Origin of the sequence: Streptomyces sp. NRRL F-2580 (assembly GCF_000720115.1) — a bacterium.
GTDB lineage: Bacteria > Actinomycetota > Actinomycetes > Streptomycetales > Streptomycetaceae > Streptomyces.
In genome coordinates this window covers 1-19,922 of record NZ_JOIR01000029.1, presented here as the reverse complement: position 1 = coordinate 19,922, position 19,922 = coordinate 1, and the positions used below count along the sequence as shown (strand labels likewise).

The window sequence follows — 19,922 nt, the reverse complement described above, 5'->3', positions numbered from 1 at the left end:
CGGGTTGGGGTCAGATCTCCTTGCGCTGGACGCTGGGGAGTTCGGGCAAGCCCGCGTCCGTGAGGGCCTGGGGGTTGAAGCCGGGGAGCGCGGCGCGGGTGATGAGGGCGTTGGCGAGCTGTTCGGCGTAGGCGGCGCCGGAGCGGGCCACCTCGATCTGGGCTCCGGCGCGCAGCGCTTCCACCCGTTCCACGTGGGCGTGGTCTTCGCGACGTCCGAGGGTCTGCCGCTCGTGTGCGACGCTCTCGCGGCGATCGGTGCGCCAGTAGCGGGCCGCGAGTCCGTAGGCGACCGCGGTGGCCAGCGCCCACAGGAGGATCGGCAGGGAGAGTCCGTCGGCGTATCCGGCGACTCCGGCCAGGGCCAGCCCGCCGGATGCGGCGAACGCGGTTCCGGCGATCACGCTGCCACCGGCGCGGTTGCCGGAGGAGAACGCGCCGGCCGCCGCGGCTCCAGTGGCGAGGACGACCATGAGCGCGGCGTTTCCGACGGAGTGTTCGGCGCCATTGGCGTTCCAGATACGACCCAGGATGAGAACCGTGGTCGTGGCGAGTGCGGGGGCGGCCCTGGGGGCGAGGACGATGGCCCAGTGGCGGTAGGTGATGGGGTCGTTCATCCCTGGCTGCCCAGGTCCGAGACGGCCTTGATGATCGCGGTGGTGAGTTCGTTGATGGGGCCGGAGGCGCCGGTGGAGGCGAGGAAGAAGCCGAACATCATGGCGACGAACGCGGAGCCGTAGCCGAGGGTCTTGGAGCGGAGGAGGAAGAACAGGACCAGCCCGAACAGGGCGACGAGTGAGACGGTGATGGCCATGGGTTATCCCTTCGGGGCGAACGTCTTGCGGGGGGCGGGGTTGGCGTCGCGGTAGAGGTGCAGCCAGAGGTTGTAGAGGTGGCGGCCGACGCGTATGCGCTTGCCGTGGCCGTCGCAGCGGCGGCAGTGCTTGCCGCGCTTGAGGCGGCCCTTGCGGTCGGTCTTCATCGCGTAGCCGAAGCCACGGCACTTGCGGCAGGTGCCGAACGGCGATCCCGCACACAGACTGACGTAACCGAGGGTGACGACGAGTAGGCAGGCGCTAGCAAGGAGGGTGAGGGCCATGGGGTGCCTTCCGGGCGGGGTTTCCGGTGTTTTCGCAGGTAGGCTGCTAGGTGCGAGATCGCTGATGAGAGCCGATTCGGGGTGCTAGCGAGGGTGCTAGACCTAGCAGCGCGGGCCGCTAGGTCTAGCAGCGGTGCGAGTCAGTTCGCGGACCGCTTCCCGTCACGTTGGGTGATGGCAGTGGTGATGTCGGCGCGGGCGATGCCGCGTCGGGTGGTGCCCTTGCCAGCGGTGGTGGAGCCCCAGACGTCCTGGGCGGTGATGCCGTGCGGCTTGAGGTTCGTCGTGACCGTCTCGGCCTTCCAGCCGCTGTAGACCTCGGGGCGCAAGGCGGCGAGGCGGGCGGCGACCTTCTCGTTCCAGACCTTCTCCTCATCGGCCGGCACAACCTTGAGGATGTCGGCCAACAGGTCGAAGGAGGCTTCGCCGCTTTCGGGTTCCTGGCCGATGGCGTGGCCGGTGACGTTGCCGTACTCCTCGCGCATCCGGCGGGCCCGCACGACGACCTGTTCGGCTCCGAGCGCATCCACGAACGCGGAGGCCACGATGCGCGGGTCGTCCCCTTCGCCGGCCATCCAGCAGATGCCGCGGTCGGTGCGGGAGAACATCGTGGCCCGGTACCCGGCCTTGTACATCGAGGTACCCAGCACCATGTCGTTGGCGGGCTGGCCCATAACCTTCAGGCAGAACCGCAGCACCGCGTTGGCGGAGATGCCGGTGGGCAGCGACTTCGCGTCCGGGCGCTGGGTCCCGAAGAGCGTCACCATGCCGAGGGCCGGGCCGCGTTTGCCGAGGTCGGTGCAGATCTCTTCGATCTCGGCGCCGTACTTGTCGTGCTCGAAGGGGACCTGGCACTCGTCGAACGCGGCCACGATCGGGTGCAGTCCCAGGCTCTTGTCGTTGGCCAGGTCCGGGGTCACCTTCGACTCCGGGCAGCGCGAGCGGGGCAGGGACTTGATGACCTTCGCCCGGCGGCGCAGTTCCTGGCGCAGTTCCCGCAGGGATTCGAGGACGTAGAGGATGTCCTCGTCATCGTCGCCGGCCCGGTAGCGGTGGCAGACCGGCTCCAGCGCGCCGAAGTCGCCGGTGCCCTTGAAGTCGAACGCGTACAGGGCGGCGCGCGGGTCGAGTGCGGCGATGAGCAGGAAGAGGCGCATCAGGAACGTCTTGCCCATGCGCGGGATGGAGCCGACGACCACGGAGGCGAACATCAGGGTCACGGCGACGTCGCCCATGCGCTGGTCGTTGCCGAAGACGACCGGCTTGAACAGGTCCACGCTGCCCGACTTCAGCAGCGGCCAGGCGGGCTTCTTGGTCTCGTTCATGGGCTTGTCGCCCACCCACAGGATCAGTCGGCCCTCGTGCTCTTCGGGGTCGGAGGACGGCCAGACGGAGCCGACCTTGCGGCGCAGGCCGGAGGCGAGCGGCTTGCGGGCCTCCATGATGTCCTCGGGGGTGACGCCCCAGGGAAGGTCAAGGTCGGCGCGGTAGCCGGGCCCGTCCCGGGTGATCTCCGAGGTGAACCGCAGGCCGTTCATGTCGCCGCCCTTCTTGATGGCGGCCGACAGCTTCGCGTTGCCGATGTTGTCCAGCGCGCGGAGCACGATCGCCCCGGTCAGCTTCTGGATCTCGGTCTTGAGTACGGCAGGCCCGATCACGGGCTGATCCTGCGGAGTCCCCCAGAAGCCCGCGGTGAGCACCGCAGCAGAGGCCAGGACGGCCAGCCAGGCCGGGGCCATGACGTACATGGTCAGCGCGAAGCCGGTACCGAAGATCAGCGCCACCGTGGTGACGAGCGTCCGCAGCCGCACCCGGCTGTCGCGCTGCCGCGACAGCTTGAGGTACTCGGCGGTGTTCTCCTTGTAGACCTCGTACGCACGGAGCGGGGCCGCCTCGGCGTCCCACACCCACCGGTTCGTGTCACGGACCAGCCGGGCCATGCCGCGCGGGGCGTGCAGCCCGAGCTGCAGCGCGTACCAGGGGGTTCGGATGCCGTGGAAGACGGTGGAGTAGAAGGCGTTGCTCGCGGCGCGCTGGGTGGTGGAGACGAACCCCGGCTTCGACTTCAGCCAGGTCGGGATGATCGGCAGGCGCTTGTAGGTGGTGACGCCCGGCGACGGCAGGTCCGGCGAGTCCACCGGCCGCGGCCGCGGCGACTCGTCCTCGTCGTCGTCCAGGTCGGCCGGCGGAGCTGCCGGGGCGGGGGTCGGGTTGGTGGGGCGCTTGGTGGTGATGTCGAAGACCTCGGCGCCGGGACGCTCGGGCTCTTCGCTCTGGCCGGTGACGTGGACATCAGACACGGTGGGTCTGCTCCCTCATAGCGAGTGGGGTGGAAGGGCCCGGACAGCGAGGTGTTCGGGCCCGCCGTGCAGGTCAGGCGGCGCGCTGGTCTTCGGGGTAGGCGCAGGGCACGCACATGCCGAGTGAGGTCGGGATGACGTAGCCCGCGTCCGTGCGGCACTGGGGGCAGGTCCGGCGGGCGGTGTTCGCCTTGGCGAGCGCAGCGGCCTTGCCTGGGGTCATTGGCCGGACCGGCTTGGCCAGGTCGACGCGGTACAGGTAGGCGGTCAGCGGCTCCCGCCGGAAGCGAGGCCGCTCCAGCTGGGCCACGACGTCCTGTCCGCCGGGGCGCAGGCCGGCCGCGCGGAGCTGACGGCGCGTGGCCAGCCCGTCCGGGGCCAGCCGCCAGGAGTAGACGGGTATGCCGTGCCCGGCCATCACGCGGCCGTCGCTTCAGCCGCGGCGGCGCGCTCGGCCTTGAGCGTGTCGCGCAGCAGGCGGCCGTTTGCGGACGAGGTACGGACCGCCTTGCGGATGGCCTCGGCTGTCAGCTCGCCTTCGGTCCAGTTGGCCGTGACCGACCGGGCCTCGTCCAGCAGCTCATCCGAATCGCGCGTCGGTCGGGGCGTACGGGCCGACTTCGGTACCCGACCAGTCGCCCTACGCGGAGCCGACTCTGGCACCCGACGCGGCGGGTGACGGGTCGGCGGCGGTTCGATCGGCAGCCCAAGGCTCTTCAGAACCCGATCACGGGCGGTCGGTACCGAACCAACCGACTCCGGAGCCGGGAGCTCGGCCGTCACGGGCGGGGCCTCGGGGGCCGACTCCCGCAGGTCAGACCCCAACCGATTTACAGTAGTCTCTGTCGTTTCCTGGTGGTTTGAGGATCCGATGAACATGGCGGCCAGGGCGGCGTCCGCGCCGCTGGTGAGTCGGTCGCGCTGGACGTCCAGGAGCCGGGCGCCCAGCGACGCGTCGCCCAACCCAACCTTCCGGGCCAGCCGCCACGACGTCTGGTCGGACCACTTCCGCACCAACGACCACGGGTGGTTCGCAGCACGGGCCCGGTGGTAAGCCAGAGCCCGCACCACGGTGGCCGCCTTCGCTTCCGCCTCGGCGTCGTGGCCGTCCTGGTGGACCACTATCCGCCGGGCGAGGAACGCCATGCCTTCCGCTGCGACGCACATGCCCATCGGGGTCACGGCGTAAATCACGGTGCGGCCCGGGTCATCAGCGGCCATCGCGGCCATCACCGACGCGGCGGCCGGCAGGGCCCACAAGCCCACCCGGATGATCCCCGGGGAGGACTGGCCCAGCATCGTCAGCCCGAGGAGCACCAGCGCCAGAACGGCGGTCGCACCCTCACCGGCCGCCACCGCGCCCAGCGCCGTGCCGGAGCCATAGGCGCGGCTGATGTTGCTGTAGGTGCCCACCCCACCGGCAACCCCGGTGGCAAGCATGGGCACGAACGCAGCCGTCAACACGATCTTCTGTGCCTTGCTCAGTGCGTTGCGGGTCGCCATCACGCCGCCACCGCGCTCGTGCCACGGCGGCCGTCACGGCGGCCGTTGACCGTGCCCGTCACAGGGACGGTCAGCCGGTGCGCGATGCGCCAGCCTCCGCCGCGCTGCTTGGCCCTGTACATCTGCTCATCAGCGCGGCGCAGCAGGGTGGACAGGTCGCCGGTGCCGCTGCGGTAGTAGGCGGCGCCGATCGAGGTGTGCACCTCGATCGGGTGGCCGTCGAACGGCACGGGCTGGTCGAGTCGGCCGGTCAGCATGAACAGGTCCACGCGCAGCTTGTCGATGCCGTAGCCGGGGATGACAGCGGCGAACTCGTCCCCGCCCAGGCGCCCGGCTACGCCGGCGTGTTCCTCGGCCCACCGGCCCAGACGCTGCCCAGTAGCGCGGATTACCGCGTCTCCGGCCGCGTGGCCGAGGGTGTCGTTGATCTGCTTGAACCGGTTGAGGTCCAAGACGAGAACGGCCCGTTGGCACTTGTGGGCCAGGCTCTTGCGGGCCCGCTCCTCGAACGGGTCCCGCGTCCACAGGCCGGTCAGCGGGTCGCGGCGGGCAGCCTCGATCCGGCGCCGCATCCACAGACTGTGGACCGACCAGCCGGACACGAGCGGCAGCGCTGCGGACAGAGCCGTCATGGTGTGACTCATGCCGCTTCCCCCGTCCGGGCGGAACGGCCAGCGTCACGGGCCGCGGCGCGCAGGAAGGGGACCGTGCGGGTGAGCGCGTCGGCGTAGAGCGCGTCCCACGCGGCGATCTCGTCGCCACCCTCACCCAGCTCGGCCAGCTCCGCGATGACCTCATGGGCCACCGCCTCACGGGCCGCCCGCTCCTGGGCCGTCTCCGGCCCGAGCGGGCCGCGGAACAGGTCGCGGTCCAGCCCGAGGGGCAGTTCATCGAAGCCGAGCGCCAGCTCCTCGAACTCAGCGAGGTTCACGATCTGGTGGTTACCGATGTACGAACGCATGTCGATCTCTCCTGATGAGCGAAGGGAACCGGGGCGCCTCGGTCCGTGGTGAGAGGCAGCGCCCCGGTGGTGAAGCCCGAACTTCGCGGCTCCCCTCCACCCCGCCCGTACGTGACGGGCGGGGGAGGCAACCGGCCGCAGGCTGCGAGCACTGCGGAAGGGAGAGCGAGCTGTGCGAGCAATGCCGGGCGGTGAAGCCCGTAAATACCTCGCACGGCGGTTGAGCGGTGACACGAAGGGCAAGGCCGCCGCACCGGTCCAGTGCGGCGACCGCCGAGGGTCTTAAGCGGCTCACGACGACTCCTCTGTAGGCGGTCAATGTCTGTGGGAGCGGGCTTCACCCGGTTCCGCTCGATCCGGAGGCGGTCCCTGTCTCCGGATGTCGTGGCGGCCCAATGTCGGCCGGGTGGTTCTTTAGAGCCGATGGCGTGTCCCCCTGCTGGGGTGTAGGGCCCGGTTGTGACGCGGGCCCGTTCTCGGTCGGCTGGTCTCCACTCGCCTCGGCTGGTGCGGTCACGGCCGTCCTGCTGCGGTGGATCACGCTGTGGAGTTATCAGCGGTGCATTCGTGCAGCTCAGAGCAGCCCAAAGAAGGCCCCTCTTGAGTCGTTGATCAGCAGTTGGGCCACCGTTTCCGGGGCGCCCTGCTTGTTGACAAGCCTCTCCGCGTTGAGCTCCGGAATCGAATGACGGCTTGTCATATGGGGCCTGCCACAGATGGGTTGGCCTCACGACAAACATGGTGCACCTAGTGCACTAAGTTGGCAAGTGGCTCGGCCTACCTGAAGGGAATGGATGCGGGGAGACTGGTGTACTAGGTACAACAACCCTGACTGGAGGACTATCCCGATGACCGAGTTCCGAGGACAGCCGGCGTACCTTCAGCTGGCCGATGACCTGCGTGAACGGATCCGCAGTGGCAAGCTCGCCACAGGCGCCGCGCTGCCATCGGCACAGGAGTTGATCGCAAGTTCCGGCGCCTCAAGCACCGTGGTGAAGAACGCGGTGTCTCTGCTTCGAGCGGAGGGATACGTCGTGGGACACCAGGGCAAGGGGGTCTTCGCTCAGTTCCCGCCTCGACTCGCGGATCACTCGCGCGGTGCGGCGGATTGGGCCCTGCCGCTTCTGCTGGCGGGCCTGGAGGTCGAGGCAGCACTACGCCAGTCACTGGGCAAGAACGGCACCGGTTCCGCAGACGGCGAAGCGGCCCTTGAGCACTGGCGGGAGGCCTTCGATAGCCTGCCTGCAAGCGTCAAGGACCGCTTGGCCAAGCCTTAGCGATCGCCGCCTGAGACTGCCGACCAGGCGTCGGTGACCAGCGCCTCAAGGCTGGACCGCTCGGGTTTCCATCCCAGGTCAGTCGTGATCCGGGAAATGTCGGCGACCAGCCGCGGAGGCTCAGGCTGAGGCGGGCGGTGCACTACCGGCACCGGCTTTCCGGTTACCCGTTCAACGGTGGCTACGATCTCGCGCATGCTCGCCGCCGTGGCACCGACGTTGTAGAGCCGATACGGGGCCGACGTGGCCTCAAGGGCCAGCACGTAAGCGCGAGCCAAGTCGTCGACGTGGACGAAATCCCGGACCGCGTCGCCGTCGCCGTTCATTTCAAGGTGCGGGTAGCGGCCGGCCGCCACCGCCACGGCCTTCGGGATGATCCGGCTTTCATCCGCGTCCCCCACCCCCGACACAGCCCCCGAGATGTTGAAACAGCGCAGGCTCACGGCCTCGATCTCGCCCGCCTCGGCTCGGACCCGAAGCGCATCGTCTGCGGCCAGCTTCGAAACGCCGTAGGGGTTGCTCGGCGCGGGCACCGTGTCCTCGCTGATGGGCTGCCGCTCGGGTGCACCGTAGACCGCCGCGGTGGAGCCCAGGATGACCCTCGGGATCAGGCTCCGGGAAGCGGCGGCCAGTGCGTCAAGCAGTGCCACGGTGCCGCCGGCGTTCACGTCCTGGTACTCCTCCGGACGGTCGAAGGATTCACGAACCCGGGTGAGAGCCGCAAGGTGGCACACACCCTCGACGCCGTCGAGCGCTGCCGCGAGAGCCGTCTTGTCCCGGATATCGCCGCGGACGACCTGCGAAACGGGCAGCTCCGGGAGCGGGGCCTCCGCTGGCCGATGCGTGAGTGCCACGACCTCGTGTCCCACTTCGGCGAGCCGTCGTACAACCGCGTTCCCTACGAACCCGTAGGCACCGGTCACAAGTACGCGCACTGATCTGCCTCTCAGCCCAGGATGAACCCGCGATGCTGCCACGCCAGGTCGAGGCACGCGGCGGCGGCGGATGCCAGAGGTTCATTGTCCAGCAGGCGCCGGATGTTGGGCTCGGTGAACTCGATCCCGGTACCGCTGCCCCCGGCTCGGCCAGCCACGACCGAGCCTTCGGAGTTCCGCGACACCATGCCGGAGAAGACGGAGTCGTAGACGTCGGCGTCGATGACGACCACGCTCAGAATCTCCCCCGCCAGGGTGAGTGGGTCCAGGCCGATCCCGAAGCAGAACGGGCGCACCTTGCCCTCTCGGCGAGCCTGGTTGAGCGTTCGGAAGGGCTCCGTACCGTCATAGTCGATCGGCTCGCCGCTACTGCCATCTGCTTCGGGGTCGCCGAGGAACTCTTCCGCGTACTCGCGCAGCACGTTGCGCCAGAGGTTGAAGTCGTTTGACTGATCCCAAGGCATCACCGAGGACGGCTGGAACACCCCCGCTGGCATGACGTGGTAGTTCCCGCCGGCCAACGCAACATTGCTCGCGGACCGGTGGTGGAGTGGGAACGATGCACCTTCGGGGCCCAGCCGGATAGTCAGGGTGTCGATCGACGGCAGCAACGGCCGGTGAGCCAGGTCAAAGGGGTCTCCAACCAGAGCCCGGAAGGGAAGTTCCGCCCAACTTGGATCGCCAATCCACGCGGGGTCACTGCCGGTCTTCAGCCAGGCGCTCGCCAGCTCGTGCGCCACTCCCTCGCAGACGTCGGCCATATCGAAGTACGTCGTGTACCCGAACGACAACTTCGGTCGGCCCTCAGCTTGGGCGACATCGAGCAGGCGGAAGCTCGGACGGTTTACGAACAGAGACGGTCGGTCGATCATCCTGATGGCTTGGGTGTAGCGATCGAACTTGGCGCCGTTCGCCGCGAGCGGCCGGACGCCCTCCGACTCCTTCTCCCGCCCACTCACCTCAGGTGGACGCGTCTGGGTGAGCCAGGACAGCTCAATGTCCGCGAAGTCGACTGGCTCAGGCCACATCCAAGACTCACGGGTGAGTACCGGGCTCCTTCCGGCGCGGGGTGCGTCCGGATATAGGCGCGCGGCGGCCTGAGTAAGGCCGGCCCGATGCCGGTTGAGCTCGCGACGCGTCATGCGCCAGCGACGTTGGTCATCGACAGCGGCAAGTGGGCTCCGCTCGCCCGTGTCATGAGCGGAGGCGACTGTGACCACGGCTTCTGCCGGCGGGAGCAAGCCCAGCTCTTCCTCAGGTAGGGCCAGTGCGGTAGCTAGCCTGCGGAGCTCGACCATGTCCCGGATCGTCCGCTTGCCTCGCTCAAGTAAGGACACGTACGACTGGTCGTACCCCAGCAGGTCGGCGAGATCCTGCTGCTTGAGCTTGTGGAGTACCCGATACGCCTTGAGTACGTCGGCAAGGTTTGATCCATCTGGAGGGGCACTCCGCTCCGTATCGTCGATGAGCCAGTGCGGCGCGGCCGAGGCAGGCCCTACAGCCTGCAACGGGCGCTTCATCGCACCCGCACCAATCGTCCGGCGGCAGGGACTGCACACGACGTCGGTGTTGCTTCGACTCAGCTTAGTGCCGCACTGGGCACATAGGGATGGTGCGGGCGTTGCCGCGGCCATGGACGTTGCTCCCTTCTGCAGAAGTGCAGTGACTCCAACGGCGTAAGTGGTCGGCTTGATTGAGCATCCGCTGCCATCAGGGTGGGCTTCTACAGCTTCCCCATCCGAATCATCTTGCAGATGACTGGCCCGCAATGCTCGACGCAAGAAGGTTCAAGCGACGGGCCGTCGTTCCCGGATCCTCAAGAATCGAATACTGGACTCCTACTTTTCGGATCGCGTGAACAATCTCCGAAGAAAGAAAAGTCAATACAGATTCAATTTCGTGCGGCGTCGGCGGACTTTCCACTTCGGAGCGGAAAATCAAGTAGAGATCGTGAGCCGAGAGGGCGCCAGTCGTCACAGCATCCGCAGAAGCGGCCTCGGCAGCCAATTGCCGCAAAACTCGATCACACAATCTATACATCCTCTTCTCCGCACTCCAGCGCTTTTCAAGCACCCCGCCCTCCACCACGCCGACACGCTTGCACAGCTCCCTAAGCTCGTGAAGCGTGAGGGGCGCTTGCCCATGGTGCTCGGCAATCGAAATCAGAGTCTCCACGTCCACCAGCCCAACACCATGCGCTTCGGCTCGCACGGCCAGCCGACTGCCGGGGAATCCGGGACCGACAACGAGAATGTAGTCTGCCGAATTTGCCGCACGGTGCTCTTTAAGCGTGTCGAAGTTGACCTGCCCCTCGCCAATTTTTCCGGACGCCGAGGACTTGGCGTCGACAATAACGCTGTACTTAGCATCGCCAGAAAGGTGCGCCGTCACCAGGACATCAGTCTGCCCGGAGCCCCCTAGAAGCTGACTGTCGTAGCCAAGGTGTGCGAATGCTTCGGACACTGCCCGCTCGAACCGATCAGGGCTACCCGAGTCTCGGGAGGTTGACCGTAGAGAGCTGGCGATCGAACTGAGTGCATCCCCCACCTCAGGGGCGGACGGTTCCGTCTGCGCCTCTCCCACAGCGATAGACGCATCCGTTGGCAGGTCGGCGAGCAGAGCCCGCCCAAGAGGCAGAACTCGATAGTGACCCCACGTTACTTCCTCGACGAGGCCACACTCTCGCAGCATCTGCAGTCGCGTCCGCACCTCCGGAATGTCCTCGCGCGGAACTTGGTAGCGAGTCCGCGCCAAGGCCGCCAAGTCGCGGGGAGTATCCACCTCCTCAAGGGCTTCTAGGATTTCACCTACAAACTTAAATTTCGAATGGATGATACGCAGGTAGTCAAGGTCATGCGGCGAGGCAAGGCAGGCTTTTGCGATATCGGTAGATCGATAGATGCCGAACCCCACCTGCTCAATCATCCCAGCAGACTTGAGAGTGCCAAGTGCCGAGGCGACCGATGAGGGCCTGAGGCCGAATTCAACCGAAGCAAACTCGTCAATCTCTTCACGAGATGTATCCTTAGCCAGCGCTTGGGAAAATTTGCGCATAGTCGCAAAGGAGTCACCGTCATTACGCGGAATGTATCCAATGCTGGCTTTACGATCACCCTCAGGTCGCTCCAACTGAGCCCGGACAAGTGGATGTGCTATGGGTAGCTCGGCGGCAGCATCTTGGCTACTGACGCGCCTCTTCCCGCTTCTCGGATCGACCAGTTCCAAGCGTTGCAAAAGCTCTAGGCCCGATGCTGTGGGCGTAATGTCGTGCCGGAAGTCAAGCTCGACAAATCCGCCTGCTCGAAGCCAAGCTGTCCGCCTTCTGATCTGATCGAGACTCTCCCATGTACAGCCATATTTCTCGGCTGCTCGTGTCAAGAGATCGGCCTGCGTACAGCCGTCGAGAGACTCGTGAATCAGCTCCCCCACGAAGCGAATGTTGGCATGCAGAATCGCGATTAGATACGCGTCGTCTCCGCAGCTCAGCCATTCCTCGGCATGTGGTGTGAGCGCCCATGAGCTCCGGCCCATCCTCGTAACCAGTCCCGCTGGCTGCAGTCGCTGACCGACCACGGCGAGAGTTGTCTCGCCGCCCACGTCTCCAGGAAGGGCGATAGCTTCCTCCACTGAGACACCGTCGCGAAGGGCCGCCAGCAGGACACGCAGAACCTCAATCTGCGCGTCAGTCCCACCCGGCAGCGCCGGCATGGAGAAGGCTCGGTTACTCCACGGCCTTGCCGGTAGCAGTACCTGCGCGCTTTGTACTCGTTCGACGCTCACAGCGCCCTCCCCGCTTCGTACCAGATCACCGTCATGATCCGCCTTCACATGCCGGGCTGGCGGCGTTTCGTCAGATTTGATGCGCGACAGGTTGGAGGCGGCACCGCCACCTCGCGGGCGCTCCGACTCTGGCTCGCAAGCTGCCAGCCAGGACCTCCTCGCTGAAGCAGGCCAGCGTGCGCGCTCGTAAGTCTTGTGCAGAGCCTAGGTGTTGGGGCCCGCAGGTGCTGGCGGACGAGCCTGCCTAGGAGATCACTCCTGGGCAGGAGACCTCCTAGCGAGACGCTGCGTTCGGTCTTGCTGTCGTGAAACAGAGTTTGGGTCATTCCGCTCCGCTTGATCCTCTCCAGTGGGATCCTCCGATCATGAGACGTAGCGGGGCTGCGAAAATCGCGATTTCAGTTGCTGCCGGGATGATGTTGGTCAGTTGTGGGGAGCCGGCGGACGCACCCAGGGCTGTGCGCCCTGCGTCCGTAGAGCCGCCGCTTCCTTCCCCCACCCTCGCCGAGACAACCCCATCTCCTGCACCGGTGTTGCCGCCGACCCCTGAGGGGGAGATCGACAAGCTTGCGACGACGAAGGGCTGGGATGTCGATGCGCTCTACCCCTCAGCGTCGGCCTTCGTACGAGACATGTGTGCGTCCCTTCCCGTCAGCGCCATCGACGGGGCTTCGCGACCTCAATGGTTGGCGGACTACCTGAAGGGTGACGGCCAAGCAGTCTTGGAGGCGGGGATCCCGAAGCTCTGCCCTGCATGGACGAAGACGCTGGAGGAAGCGGTGTCAGGGGATTACGAGGTCTGGTTCAGCAACGGCGACTATGAGGTCAACTCAGAGCCGAAGCCGGGCGAGGAGTCGATCAAGCCTGGCACCTACCGGATCAAGGGCGACCTCAAGAACTGCTACTGGGAGCGGCTGACTCGCTCTGGCGAGATCATTGACAACAACTTTGCCCCTGCCGCCCGAGAGATCACCGTGACCATTCGGGCTTCTGACGGACTGTTCAGGTCTGAAGGGTGCGGGGGGGCATGGAAACCTGTGAGGTAGCCGGGCACAGCCCTCACCGTCTCAGTTTCCGTCTCGTTCATCCTCGTGCGCGGCCGTCCAGAGCCGTTCATGCACCCCGGGTGGTCGCTGCCGCGTACGGGGACGAACGTCCTTGAACGCGTCCGGATCACGCTCTGACTGGAGCGGACAAACCTGCAAAGCGAGTTACGCCGGTTCGATTCCGGTCACGGCTTCGCGGCGAGCCGCTCGGGGGCAGGCGCACCCCCGAGCGGCTTTCGCCTTGTCCGGCGCTAGCCGGCGCAATGGTTCTGCCGCTTCGCCCGGTCGACGTACTTCTTCATGAGCTCGGCGAGCAACCGGCGCGTCTCCTCGGCCTTGCCGTCGACGGTCCCGGACAGCCCCAGGGCCAGCTCGAAGGAGTCCTCGGCCGTCGTGCAGGAGATCCCCGCGACGGCCCCCGCGTCCCACACCTTGCCGTTCTCCACGGCGGGAATCGCATCGGCGTTCGCCGTTTCCGGTAGCGGCTGGAAGCCTCGCCCGAGAGGCTGCCAAGTCGCCGTGGCGAGCAGTCCGCTCTTGCCGTCGACATAGATGTTGCAGGTCGCACCGCGGCGCTGTGCGTTCAGTTCGAGGTCGTGGGGGGAGTCGACCGTGACCTCGTCCCCCGCACCCAGTAGGGGAGCCAGCTCGTCCGGAGTGAAGATCCCGAAGCAGGTCTCGGGCCGCACCTTCGTGGCGGCCGACGGCTTCTCCTCCGTGGCGCAGCCGGGGAGGAGGACGACTGCCACCGCAAGGGTGGCCGTGAGTACCAGCGCGGTGCGAGTGCGGGGGGCGGGGGGCATTCAGGAGCTTCCCTTCGAGGAGTCGACCAGATTTCGACCGGCACCGTACCCATTCGTCGTCTCGGTGGCCGCGACGCCAGCCAGTGCACCGATGGTGCGCTCGCTCATGCCGGAACCCTCCGCCGCCTTGCGCACGGAGGCCGCGGCCGACGCCCCAGCTGCCTGCTCCGCATCGACGTAGGCGCTCGCCGCCGCCTGGTCACTGTCACCGGTCTTCTCCACGATGTCTTTCTTCGCGCCTTCGACCACGCTCTCGGTGATGTCCTCCTGGAGCCACTCCACGACGTCCCCGGCCAAGGGGACCATCTCCAGGTACTTGCCACCGGCCGCACTGATGGCCCGGTTGATCCACTTCGCGTTGTCCTCGACGCCCTTGACGTACTCCTCCTGCTTGTGGCCATTCTCGGCGTACACGCCTTCGACCCTGGCCTCGGAGAGAATGCCCGCTATCTGACCTCCGGGGTGGACGGCACTGTGGATCGCCGCGTCCAGGTCGTCGTACTCACTGCGGTGGGCGATGACGTCGTTGATGAGTGTGGTCGTGAAAGCCCGCTGGGAATTGGTGATCGCCCCGTACGCGTCCGGATCCTGCGCGACCGCCCCAAGGAAGCCCGCCATTTCGGACTTGTTGAATTCGGCCATCAGGCCGTTCGCCTTGATCAACCCGCTGTTGTTCTCCGCCGCGGCCTGGATGTCCGGCATGTACTCCGCCGCCATCTGGCCGAAGTGCCCGGACAGCCCGTTCAGCGGGCCCTCCGGCTCGCCCGGATCCGCGTCGACCAGTTCCGGCTTGTCGCCGATCTTTTCGACGACCCGTTCCATGACGGCCGCCATCTCCTTGGTGTGCGCGACGGGCGGGGAGTCCTCGTCGCCCGGGCTGCGGTGGGAGACCGCCGCCATGAGGGCGTCGCCGAGCGCCTGCTGGGCCGGGTGGAGTTCGCCGGTCCTCGTGATGTCGAAGCTGTCCATGTACGGCTTCTTGTCGAGCATGTAGTCGACCATGCCCCGGTCCTTGCCGTGCTGACCGCCGACCGGCTTGTCGTCCTTCGTGACGACGCCGTCCTTGTTGCTGTCCTCGCGGACCGGTTCGTTGAAGAAGGCCGTCGCCGCGTCCGGGTTGTTGCCCAGCGCCTCCATGAGTCCGGTCAGCGGGTAGAAGCCGCGGCCGTCCCCGCCCTGGTTGAGGACCGACTCGATGCCGTACGGGGTGTGGAACTCCCACGCCTTCGGGTCCTCGCGGTCCATGGCGACCATGTCGCGGCCGACCGACGTCAGGAACTCCGTGTCGTACTCGCCCTCGCGGAGCAGCGCGCCGAGGGCCTGGTAGCCGTAGATCTGCCGGACGCCGCCGAAGACGTCCATCTCCTTGCGGCCCGCCTTCATCAGCTGGGTCGTCCAGGCGGCGTCGAGGTGGTGGGGGACGTCCTTGTGCGTGGCGAGGCCGAGCAGGGCGCCCATGTCGCTCTGGATGTTCGCCACCATCAGCGCCCGGTCCTTGCCCGCCGCCCCGAGGCTCGTCGCGTCGAGGGACAGCTTGGAGTACAGCTCCAGCGTGCCCTCGGCGCCGAGCGTCCGGTAGAAGCCCGTCGAGAACTCGGGGTCCGCGCGGTTGTCGTCAAGCAGCTCCTCCAGCTCGCGCAGCGCCTCGACGTTGCGCGCCGTGCCACCCTCGCCGGTGACCTTCTTCAGCAGGTCGGCGGCGCGGGCGGCCTGTTCGGCGTCGAGGGTCTCGAACTTCGGCCCACTGAAGTCGTGTTCGTCGGCGACGTTCGCCTGGAGGGCGCGGACCAGGGAGTCGTCGGCGTCTTGGGCGTCCTCCACCGCGCGGTTGACACGGGACTGCCAGGCATTGCGGTTCGCGGTCAGGGTCTGCTGGTAGTCGGGGTCGTGCCGGGCCGCGTTCCGGTCCGCCTCGGTGGGCAGGGGGATGGCGGTGACCCGCCCGGTGGCATCGATCCGGAAACCGGCCGCCGGGGCCTCGGCGACGAGCTTCTTCAGTTCGTCCTGGGCGGCCTTGAAGGTCGCGTGCGCGTCGGCGAGGACCCGGTGCATGCCCTTGGCGGCCTTGGCCGCGTCCTCGAACTCCTTGGCCGTCTTGTCGACGAACCCCCGCGCCACCCCTGCGGTGACCCCGCTCCAGTCGGCCTTGCCGGCCTTCGCCTTCATGCCCGTACGAGCGGCCTCGGCCATCTCGTCGAGCTTGCCGGCCATCGCGGTCCAGTCGGTGACCGCCGTCTGGAGCTTGTCCAGCGGTGCGTTCATCACGTTCTCGTACGTCAGCATGTCGGCGCCCCGTCTACTTCAGGTACTTGTCGATCGCGGACGCGGTGAAGTCGGCGTGGAGCTGCTGCTCGTCCTTGGCGTGGGAGGAGAGCGAGTAGTTCAGGCCGTTGGAGATGGTGGCGCAGGCGGCCAAGAGGGTCTTGACCTGGCTCTCCCAGAGGCCGTGGGCCTTGAGCAGCGCCGCCCCGCTCGCGAAGCCCTCCCTGGTGAGGGCCCCGGCGGCCTCGGAGGTGGCGGTGGCGGCGTGCTTGCCGTCCGTTTGGAGGCGGGTGTGCAGCTTGTACGCGTCGGAGCCGATCGCGCCGATGTGGTCCTGATTGAGTTCGAGGTCACCTCCACCGCCGCCACCGCCGCCGCCTGGGTCGGCGGGCGCCTGGTTGAGCCGCATGGACACGTTGGCGGTGGCCGTGGCGCGAGCCGCCGACCATTCCTTGTCGAACGACATCGCGCGAACTCCCGAGTCAGAGCCGGTAGATCAGGGTCAGGTCAAGGCAGGTGAAGCCAGGTCGTACCGATGCTCAGCGGTTTCGGCGTACGACGACCACGGTGACGGCCCCGCCGATGAGCACGCAGGCTCCCAGACCGAGTGCGATCCAGGGAAGCGAGCTACCGCTCTTCTTCTCCTCGGCCTTCGCCGCCGGCTTGGACGCGGCGGCGTCGGGGGCCTTGCCGGCCGTAGCCGATGTAGTCGTTGCGCGCAGACCCGTCGACGGGCTTGCCGGCGGTGTTCAACAGGACCCGCAGGACCTGGTTGTTGGTCCAGTCGGGGTGGGCGGACCAGAGAAGGGCGGCAGAGGCGGATGCGAGGGCTGATGAGTCACTGGTGCCGTGGGTCTTGCACAGCCCCGTTTTACCCTTGCATGCGGTGACAATGTCGATGCCAGGTGCGGCCACATCCACCTGGGGGCCGTGCTGAGACTCCTTGGTCGGCTCGCCACTGCTGTCCACGGCTCCGACGCCCACGACTCCGGGGGTCCCGGCTGGGTAGGCGAGCTCGTTGGTCGAATCACCATAATTGCCAACGGAAGCAAAGATCAGCTTGCCCTTCGAGAGCGCGTACTTCACAGCGGCGGCTCGCTCCGCATCTTCCTCAGGCTTGCTGGACAGACCCATGGAAATATTGATGACCTTGGCCCCTGAGTCTGCCGCGTACCGAATGCCCTGGACCATCGAGGGGGTGTTCGCCCCTTCCAGCATGTCCGGCACTCGGATCGGGAGAATCTTGACTCCGGGTGCAAGCCCGAATGCACCGTCACCGCTTGGGTGCTTTCCGGTAGCGGCGATCATCGCGGAAATTCCGGTGCCGTGACCGTAATAGTCGTTCGCCGGTAGATCAGGGTCAGGTCAGGCAGGTCGAACCAAAGTTCAGCGGTTGCGGCGTACGACGACCACGGTCACGGCCCCGCCGATGAGCACGCAGGCCCCCAGACCGAGTGCGATCCAGGGAAGTGAGCTACCGCTCTTCTTCTCCTCGGCCTTCGCCGCCGGCTTGGACGCGGTAGCGTCGGGGGCCTTGCCGTCTGCGGAGGGCGAGGGGGACTTGCCCGCGTTCGCCGCAGCCGCAAGGTCGGGCAGCGGGTACACGTCCGCCGGGCCGGGGTCGCCGGGGGTGGAAACCGCGATCCGGGGGCGGACGATCCCGTAGCCGATGTAGTCGTTGCGCTCGACGCCGTCGGTGGGCTTGCCCGCGGTGTTCAGGAGGACGCGCAGAACCTGGTTGTTGGTCCAGTCGGGGTGGGCGGACCAGAGGAGGGCGGCGGAGGCCGAGGCGAGGGCGGAGGCGTCACTGGTGCCGTGGTTCTTGCAGATCCCTGTCTTACCCGAGCACGCCGTGACGATGTCCACGCCGGCTGCAGCCAGATCCACCTGAGGACCATGCTGCGATTCCTTGGTCGGCTCACCACTGGCATCTACCGCCCCAACTCCGACCACCCCAGGGGTCGCACCCGGATATTCAACCCAATTGGTCGAATTGCCGGTGTTTCCGACAGCCGCGAAGATCAGCTTGCCCTTCGCAAGGGCATACTTCACCGCTTCGGCCCGCGCCTGATCATCTTCCGGCGTTCCGCCCCTTCCCAGGGACATATTGATGATCTCGGCGTCCGAGTCTGCTGCGTACCGAATTGCCGCAACCCATGACGGCGTTGCCTTTTCAGTGTCCGCAACCAGGATCGGGAGAATCTTGACACCGGGAGCAAGGCCATAGCCACCGTCGCCACTCGGGTGTTTTCCCGTGCCGGCGATCAAGGCCGCCATGGTTGTGCCATGACCGCCCTGGTCAGTAGGTCCGTCGCCGCCTTGCGGGGTGAAACGCTTGCCGGAGACGAGCTGGCCTTCCAGTTCGGGAATTTCCCTGACCCCATCGTCGATTACCGCGACGGTGACGCCCTTCCCTGTACTGATCTTCCAGATCTCGTCCGCCTTCATGACATCGAGATGCCATTGCTGCGATCGAATCGTGGCCGCGTGGGCCGGGGTCGCGGCGACCCCGGCCAGCAGGAGACCCACCAGGGCCGAGGTCGCCTTGCGCATGCGCATCCCGTGCAACGTCCGTTCTACTCAGTCGATCACAGGCGGAACAACACGACGGTTGCCCTGCCAGGTCTCTTCGTCCTCGACCAGGTAGTCGGCGCGTTCGCCCGGCTGGTCGTCCGGTCGCTTGCCCGGCGTCTGCGTACGCGCACCCGCGTGCCCCGTGGCACCCACGCCGGTAGGTCAGGGTCAGGTCAGGCAGGTCGAACCAAAGTTCAGCGGTTGCGGCGTACGACGACCACAGTCACGGCGCCACCGATGAGCACGCAGGCTCCCAGACCGAGCCCGATCCAGGGAAGCGCGCTGCCGCTCTTCTTCTCCTCGGCCTCGGCCGCCGGCTTGGACGCGGCAGCGTCGGGGGCCTTGCCGTCGGAGGCCGCGGAGGGCTTCTTGGCCGCATCCGCCGCCGCGAGATCGGGCAGCGGATAGACGTCGGCCGGGCCGGGGTCACCGGGGGTCTGCAGCGCGACGCGGGGGCGGATGATGCCGTAGCCGATGTAGTCGTTGCGCTCGACGCCGTCGGTGGGCTTACCCGCGGTGTTCAGGAGCACGCGCAGGACCTGGTTGTTGGTCCAGTCGGGGTGGGCAGACCAGAGGAGGGCGGCGGAGGCGGAAGCGAGGGCTGTGGCGTCACTTGTGCCGTGCTGCTTGCATACACCCGTCTTGCCGCCGCACGCCGAGACAATGTCCACGCCGGGTGCGGCCATGTCCACTTGGGACCCGTGCTGCGACTCCTCGGTCGCCTTGCCCTTGGCATCTGCTGCGCCTACACCAACCACCCCAGGGGTCGCACCCGGGTACTCAACCTCGTTGCCTACGTCCCCGGTATTCCCTACGGCAGCGAAGACCAGTTTCCCCTTCGAGAGCGCATACTTCACCGCTTCAGCCCTCGCTAGATCATCCTCCGGCTTACTGGCGATCCCGAGGGAAATATTGATGATCTTGGCATCCGAGTCTGCTGCATACCTGATGGCCTCAACCCAGGGCGGGGTCGCCAACCCTTCAACATCAGAGACTCGGATGGGCAGAATCTTGGCAGCCGGTGCGAGGCCGTAAGCGCCGTCACCTGTCGGGTGCTTCCCCGTGCCGGCGATGATCGCAGCCATAGCGGTGCCGTGTGATCCGGAGGAAGTGCGCTCGTCCCCTGGGAGCGACGTTGCGAGATTCTTTCCGGGGACGACCTGACCCTCCAGCTCAGGAACGTCCTTGACCCCACCGTCGATGACAGCAACAGTGACGCCCTTACCGGTACTGACCTTCCAGATCTCGTCGGCCTTCATGGCGTCGAGATGCCATTGCTGTGAGCGAATGGTCGCCGCGTGGGCCGGGGTCGCGGCGACCCCGGCCAACAGCAGACCCACCAGGGCCGAGGTCGCCTTGCGCATGCGCATCCCGTGCAATGTC

General features: G+C 66.9%; 20 protein-coding genes. 2 read left to right on the top strand and 18 right to left on the bottom strand.

Annotated features, from left to right (window positions below):
• Window positions 1-10: 10 nt before the first annotated feature.
• From IF88_RS0127035 to IF88_RS0127000, 8 genes are all read right to left on the bottom strand, one after another.
• On the bottom strand, window positions 11-616 hold the full coding sequence (locus IF88_RS0127035; protein ID WP_030717857.1) for a hypothetical protein: 606 nt from the start codon (window positions 614-616) through the stop codon (window positions 11-13).
• Complete coding sequence (locus IF88_RS0127030) at window positions 613-813, bottom strand: hypothetical protein (RefSeq protein ID WP_030717854.1); 201 nt, start codon at window positions 811-813, stop codon at window positions 613-615. The genes IF88_RS0127035 and IF88_RS0127030 overlap by 4 nt, the downstream gene beginning before the upstream one ends.
• A 3-nt stretch (window positions 814-816) precedes the next feature.
• Complete coding sequence (locus tag IF88_RS0127025) at window positions 817-1,098, bottom strand: hypothetical protein (protein WP_030717846.1); 282 nt, start codon at window positions 1,096-1,098, stop codon at window positions 817-819.
• 140 nt (window positions 1,099-1,238) lie between these two features.
• Entirely contained in the window at window positions 1,239-3,398 is a 2,160-nt protein-coding gene (locus tag IF88_RS0127020) for a cell division protein FtsK (RefSeq protein WP_030717843.1), read from the bottom strand.
• Between the two features lie 73 nt (window positions 3,399-3,471).
• Window positions 3,472-3,816 carry an RRQRL motif-containing zinc-binding protein gene (locus tag IF88_RS0127015; RefSeq protein ID WP_030717841.1) on the bottom strand — a complete coding sequence of 115 codons (345 nt, stop codon included), beginning with the start codon at window positions 3,814-3,816 and terminating at the stop codon, window positions 3,472-3,474.
• Window positions 3,816-4,901: a hypothetical protein gene (locus IF88_RS0127010; protein ID WP_030717840.1), complete on the bottom strand. Its 1,086-nt coding sequence runs from the start codon at window positions 4,899-4,901 to the stop codon at window positions 3,816-3,818. The genes IF88_RS0127015 and IF88_RS0127010 overlap by 1 nt, the downstream gene beginning before the upstream one ends.
• Window positions 4,901-5,545, bottom strand: a complete 645-nt coding sequence (locus IF88_RS0127005; RefSeq protein ID WP_030717838.1) for a GGDEF domain-containing protein — start codon at window positions 5,543-5,545, stop codon at window positions 4,901-4,903. The genes IF88_RS0127010 and IF88_RS0127005 overlap by 1 nt, the downstream gene beginning before the upstream one ends.
• On the bottom strand, window positions 5,542-5,862 hold the full coding sequence (locus IF88_RS0127000) for a hypothetical protein (protein WP_030717834.1): 321 nt from the start codon (window positions 5,860-5,862) through the stop codon (window positions 5,542-5,544). The genes IF88_RS0127005 and IF88_RS0127000 overlap by 4 nt, the downstream gene beginning before the upstream one ends.
• Before the next feature lie 848 nt (window positions 5,863-6,710).
• On the opposite strand from IF88_RS0127000, the gene IF88_RS42365 reads away from it, so the two are divergent.
• A complete protein-coding gene (locus tag IF88_RS42365; RefSeq protein ID WP_051837633.1) occupies window positions 6,711-7,139 on the top strand; it encodes a winged helix-turn-helix domain-containing protein in 429 nt (142 codons plus the stop codon).
• Here IF88_RS42365 and IF88_RS0126990 read toward each other — a convergent pair.
• The 3 genes from IF88_RS0126990 to IF88_RS44190 all read right to left on the bottom strand — a co-directional run bounded on the left by IF88_RS0126990 (window position 7,136) and on the right by IF88_RS44190 (window position 11,854).
• Window positions 7,136-8,074, bottom strand: coding sequence for an NAD-dependent epimerase/dehydratase family protein (locus tag IF88_RS0126990; protein WP_037807200.1), 939 nt, complete (start codon window positions 8,072-8,074; stop codon window positions 7,136-7,138). The two genes, IF88_RS42365 and IF88_RS0126990, sit on opposite strands and share 4 nt — an antisense overlap.
• An 11-nt stretch (window positions 8,075-8,085) precedes the next feature.
• Window positions 8,086-9,594 (bottom strand): helix-turn-helix transcriptional regulator, encoded by a 1,509-nt coding sequence (locus IF88_RS0126985; protein WP_078893173.1) that lies wholly within the window; start codon window positions 9,592-9,594, stop codon window positions 8,086-8,088.
• A gap of 223 nt (window positions 9,595-9,817) precedes the next feature.
• A complete protein-coding gene (locus IF88_RS44190) occupies window positions 9,818-11,854 on the bottom strand; it encodes a restriction endonuclease (protein ID WP_158754594.1) in 2,037 nt (678 codons plus the stop codon).
• 365 nt (window positions 11,855-12,219) lie between these two features.
• On the opposite strand from IF88_RS44190, the gene IF88_RS0126980 reads away from it, so the two are divergent.
• A complete protein-coding gene (locus IF88_RS0126980; protein WP_158754592.1) occupies window positions 12,220-12,900 on the top strand; it encodes a hypothetical protein in 681 nt (226 codons plus the stop codon).
• A gap of 251 nt (window positions 12,901-13,151) precedes the next feature.
• On the opposite strand, the gene IF88_RS0126975 is transcribed toward IF88_RS0126980, so the two are convergent.
• From IF88_RS0126975 to mycP (IF88_RS0126950), 7 genes are all read right to left on the bottom strand, one after another.
• Window positions 13,152-13,703: a hypothetical protein gene (locus tag IF88_RS0126975; RefSeq protein ID WP_030717822.1), complete on the bottom strand. Its 552-nt coding sequence runs from the start codon at window positions 13,701-13,703 to the stop codon at window positions 13,152-13,154.
• Window positions 13,704-15,986 (bottom strand): hypothetical protein, encoded by a 2,283-nt coding sequence (locus IF88_RS0126970; protein WP_030717818.1) that lies wholly within the window; start codon window positions 15,984-15,986, stop codon window positions 13,704-13,706. It lies immediately after the preceding gene.
• A 13-nt stretch (window positions 15,987-15,999) separates the two neighbouring features.
• Window positions 16,000-16,431, bottom strand: coding sequence for a hypothetical protein (locus IF88_RS0126965; RefSeq protein ID WP_030717815.1), 432 nt, complete (start codon window positions 16,429-16,431; stop codon window positions 16,000-16,002).
• Between the two features lie 161 nt (window positions 16,432-16,592).
• Entirely contained in the window at window positions 16,593-17,273 is a 681-nt protein-coding gene (locus tag IF88_RS40930; protein WP_107050645.1) for a S8 family serine peptidase, read from the bottom strand.
• 78 nt (window positions 17,274-17,351) lie between these two features.
• Window positions 17,352-18,524, bottom strand: a complete 1,173-nt coding sequence (mycP, locus tag IF88_RS0126955; RefSeq protein ID WP_030717811.1) for a type VII secretion-associated serine protease mycosin — start codon at window positions 18,522-18,524, stop codon at window positions 17,352-17,354.
• A 21-nt stretch (window positions 18,525-18,545) separates the two neighbouring features.
• Window positions 18,546-18,692 carry a hypothetical protein gene (locus IF88_RS47390; protein WP_199808142.1) on the bottom strand — a complete coding sequence of 49 codons (147 nt, stop codon included), beginning with the start codon at window positions 18,690-18,692 and terminating at the stop codon, window positions 18,546-18,548.
• 41 nt (window positions 18,693-18,733) lie between these two features.
• A complete protein-coding gene (gene mycP / locus IF88_RS0126950; protein WP_030717808.1) occupies window positions 18,734-19,909 on the bottom strand; it encodes a type VII secretion-associated serine protease mycosin in 1,176 nt (391 codons plus the stop codon).
• Window positions 19,910-19,922: the final 13 nt, after the last annotated feature.

Coding starts and splice junctions, on each gene's coding strand:
- IF88_RS0127035 (WP_030717857.1), bottom strand. CDS start 616: ATGAACGACCCCATCACCTACCGCCACTGGGCCATCGTCCTCGCCCCC.
- IF88_RS0127030 (WP_030717854.1), bottom strand. CDS start 813: ATGGCCATCACCGTCTCACTCGTCGCCCTGTTCGGGCTGGTCCTGTTC.
- IF88_RS0127025 (WP_030717846.1), bottom strand. CDS start 1,098: ATGGCCCTCACCCTCCTTGCTAGCGCCTGCCTACTCGTCGTCACCCTC.
- IF88_RS0127015 (WP_030717841.1), bottom strand. CDS start 3,816: ATGGCCGGGCACGGCATACCCGTCTACTCCTGGCGGCTGGCCCCGGAC.
- IF88_RS0127010 (WP_030717840.1), bottom strand. CDS start 4,901: ATGGCGACCCGCAACGCACTGAGCAAGGCACAGAAGATCGTGTTGACG.
- IF88_RS0127005 (WP_030717838.1), bottom strand. CDS start 5,545: ATGAGTCACACCATGACGGCTCTGTCCGCAGCGCTGCCGCTCGTGTCC.
- IF88_RS0127000 (WP_030717834.1), bottom strand. CDS start 5,862: ATGCGTTCGTACATCGGTAACCACCAGATCGTGAACCTCGCTGAGTTC.
- IF88_RS42365 (WP_051837633.1), top strand. CDS start 6,711: ATGACCGAGTTCCGAGGACAGCCGGCGTACCTTCAGCTGGCCGATGAC.
- IF88_RS0126985 (WP_078893173.1), bottom strand. CDS start 9,594: ATGAAGCGCCCGTTGCAGGCTGTAGGGCCTGCCTCGGCCGCGCCGCAC.
- IF88_RS0126980 (WP_158754592.1), top strand. CDS start 12,220: ATGAGACGTAGCGGGGCTGCGAAAATCGCGATTTCAGTTGCTGCCGGG.
- IF88_RS0126975 (WP_030717822.1), bottom strand. CDS start 13,703: ATGCCCCCCGCCCCCCGCACTCGCACCGCGCTGGTACTCACGGCCACC.
- IF88_RS0126970 (WP_030717818.1), bottom strand. CDS start 15,986: ATGCTGACGTACGAGAACGTGATGAACGCACCGCTGGACAAGCTCCAG.
- IF88_RS0126965 (WP_030717815.1), bottom strand. CDS start 16,431: ATGTCGTTCGACAAGGAATGGTCGGCGGCTCGCGCCACGGCCACCGCC.
- IF88_RS40930 (WP_107050645.1), bottom strand. CDS start 17,273: ATGATCGCCGCTACCGGAAAGCACCCAAGCGGTGACGGTGCATTCGGG.
- mycP (WP_030717811.1), bottom strand. CDS start 18,524: ATGCGCATGCGCAAGGCGACCTCGGCCCTGGTGGGTCTCCTGCTGGCC.
- mycP (WP_030717808.1), bottom strand. CDS start 19,909: ATGCGCATGCGCAAGGCGACCTCGGCCCTGGTGGGTCTGCTGTTGGCC.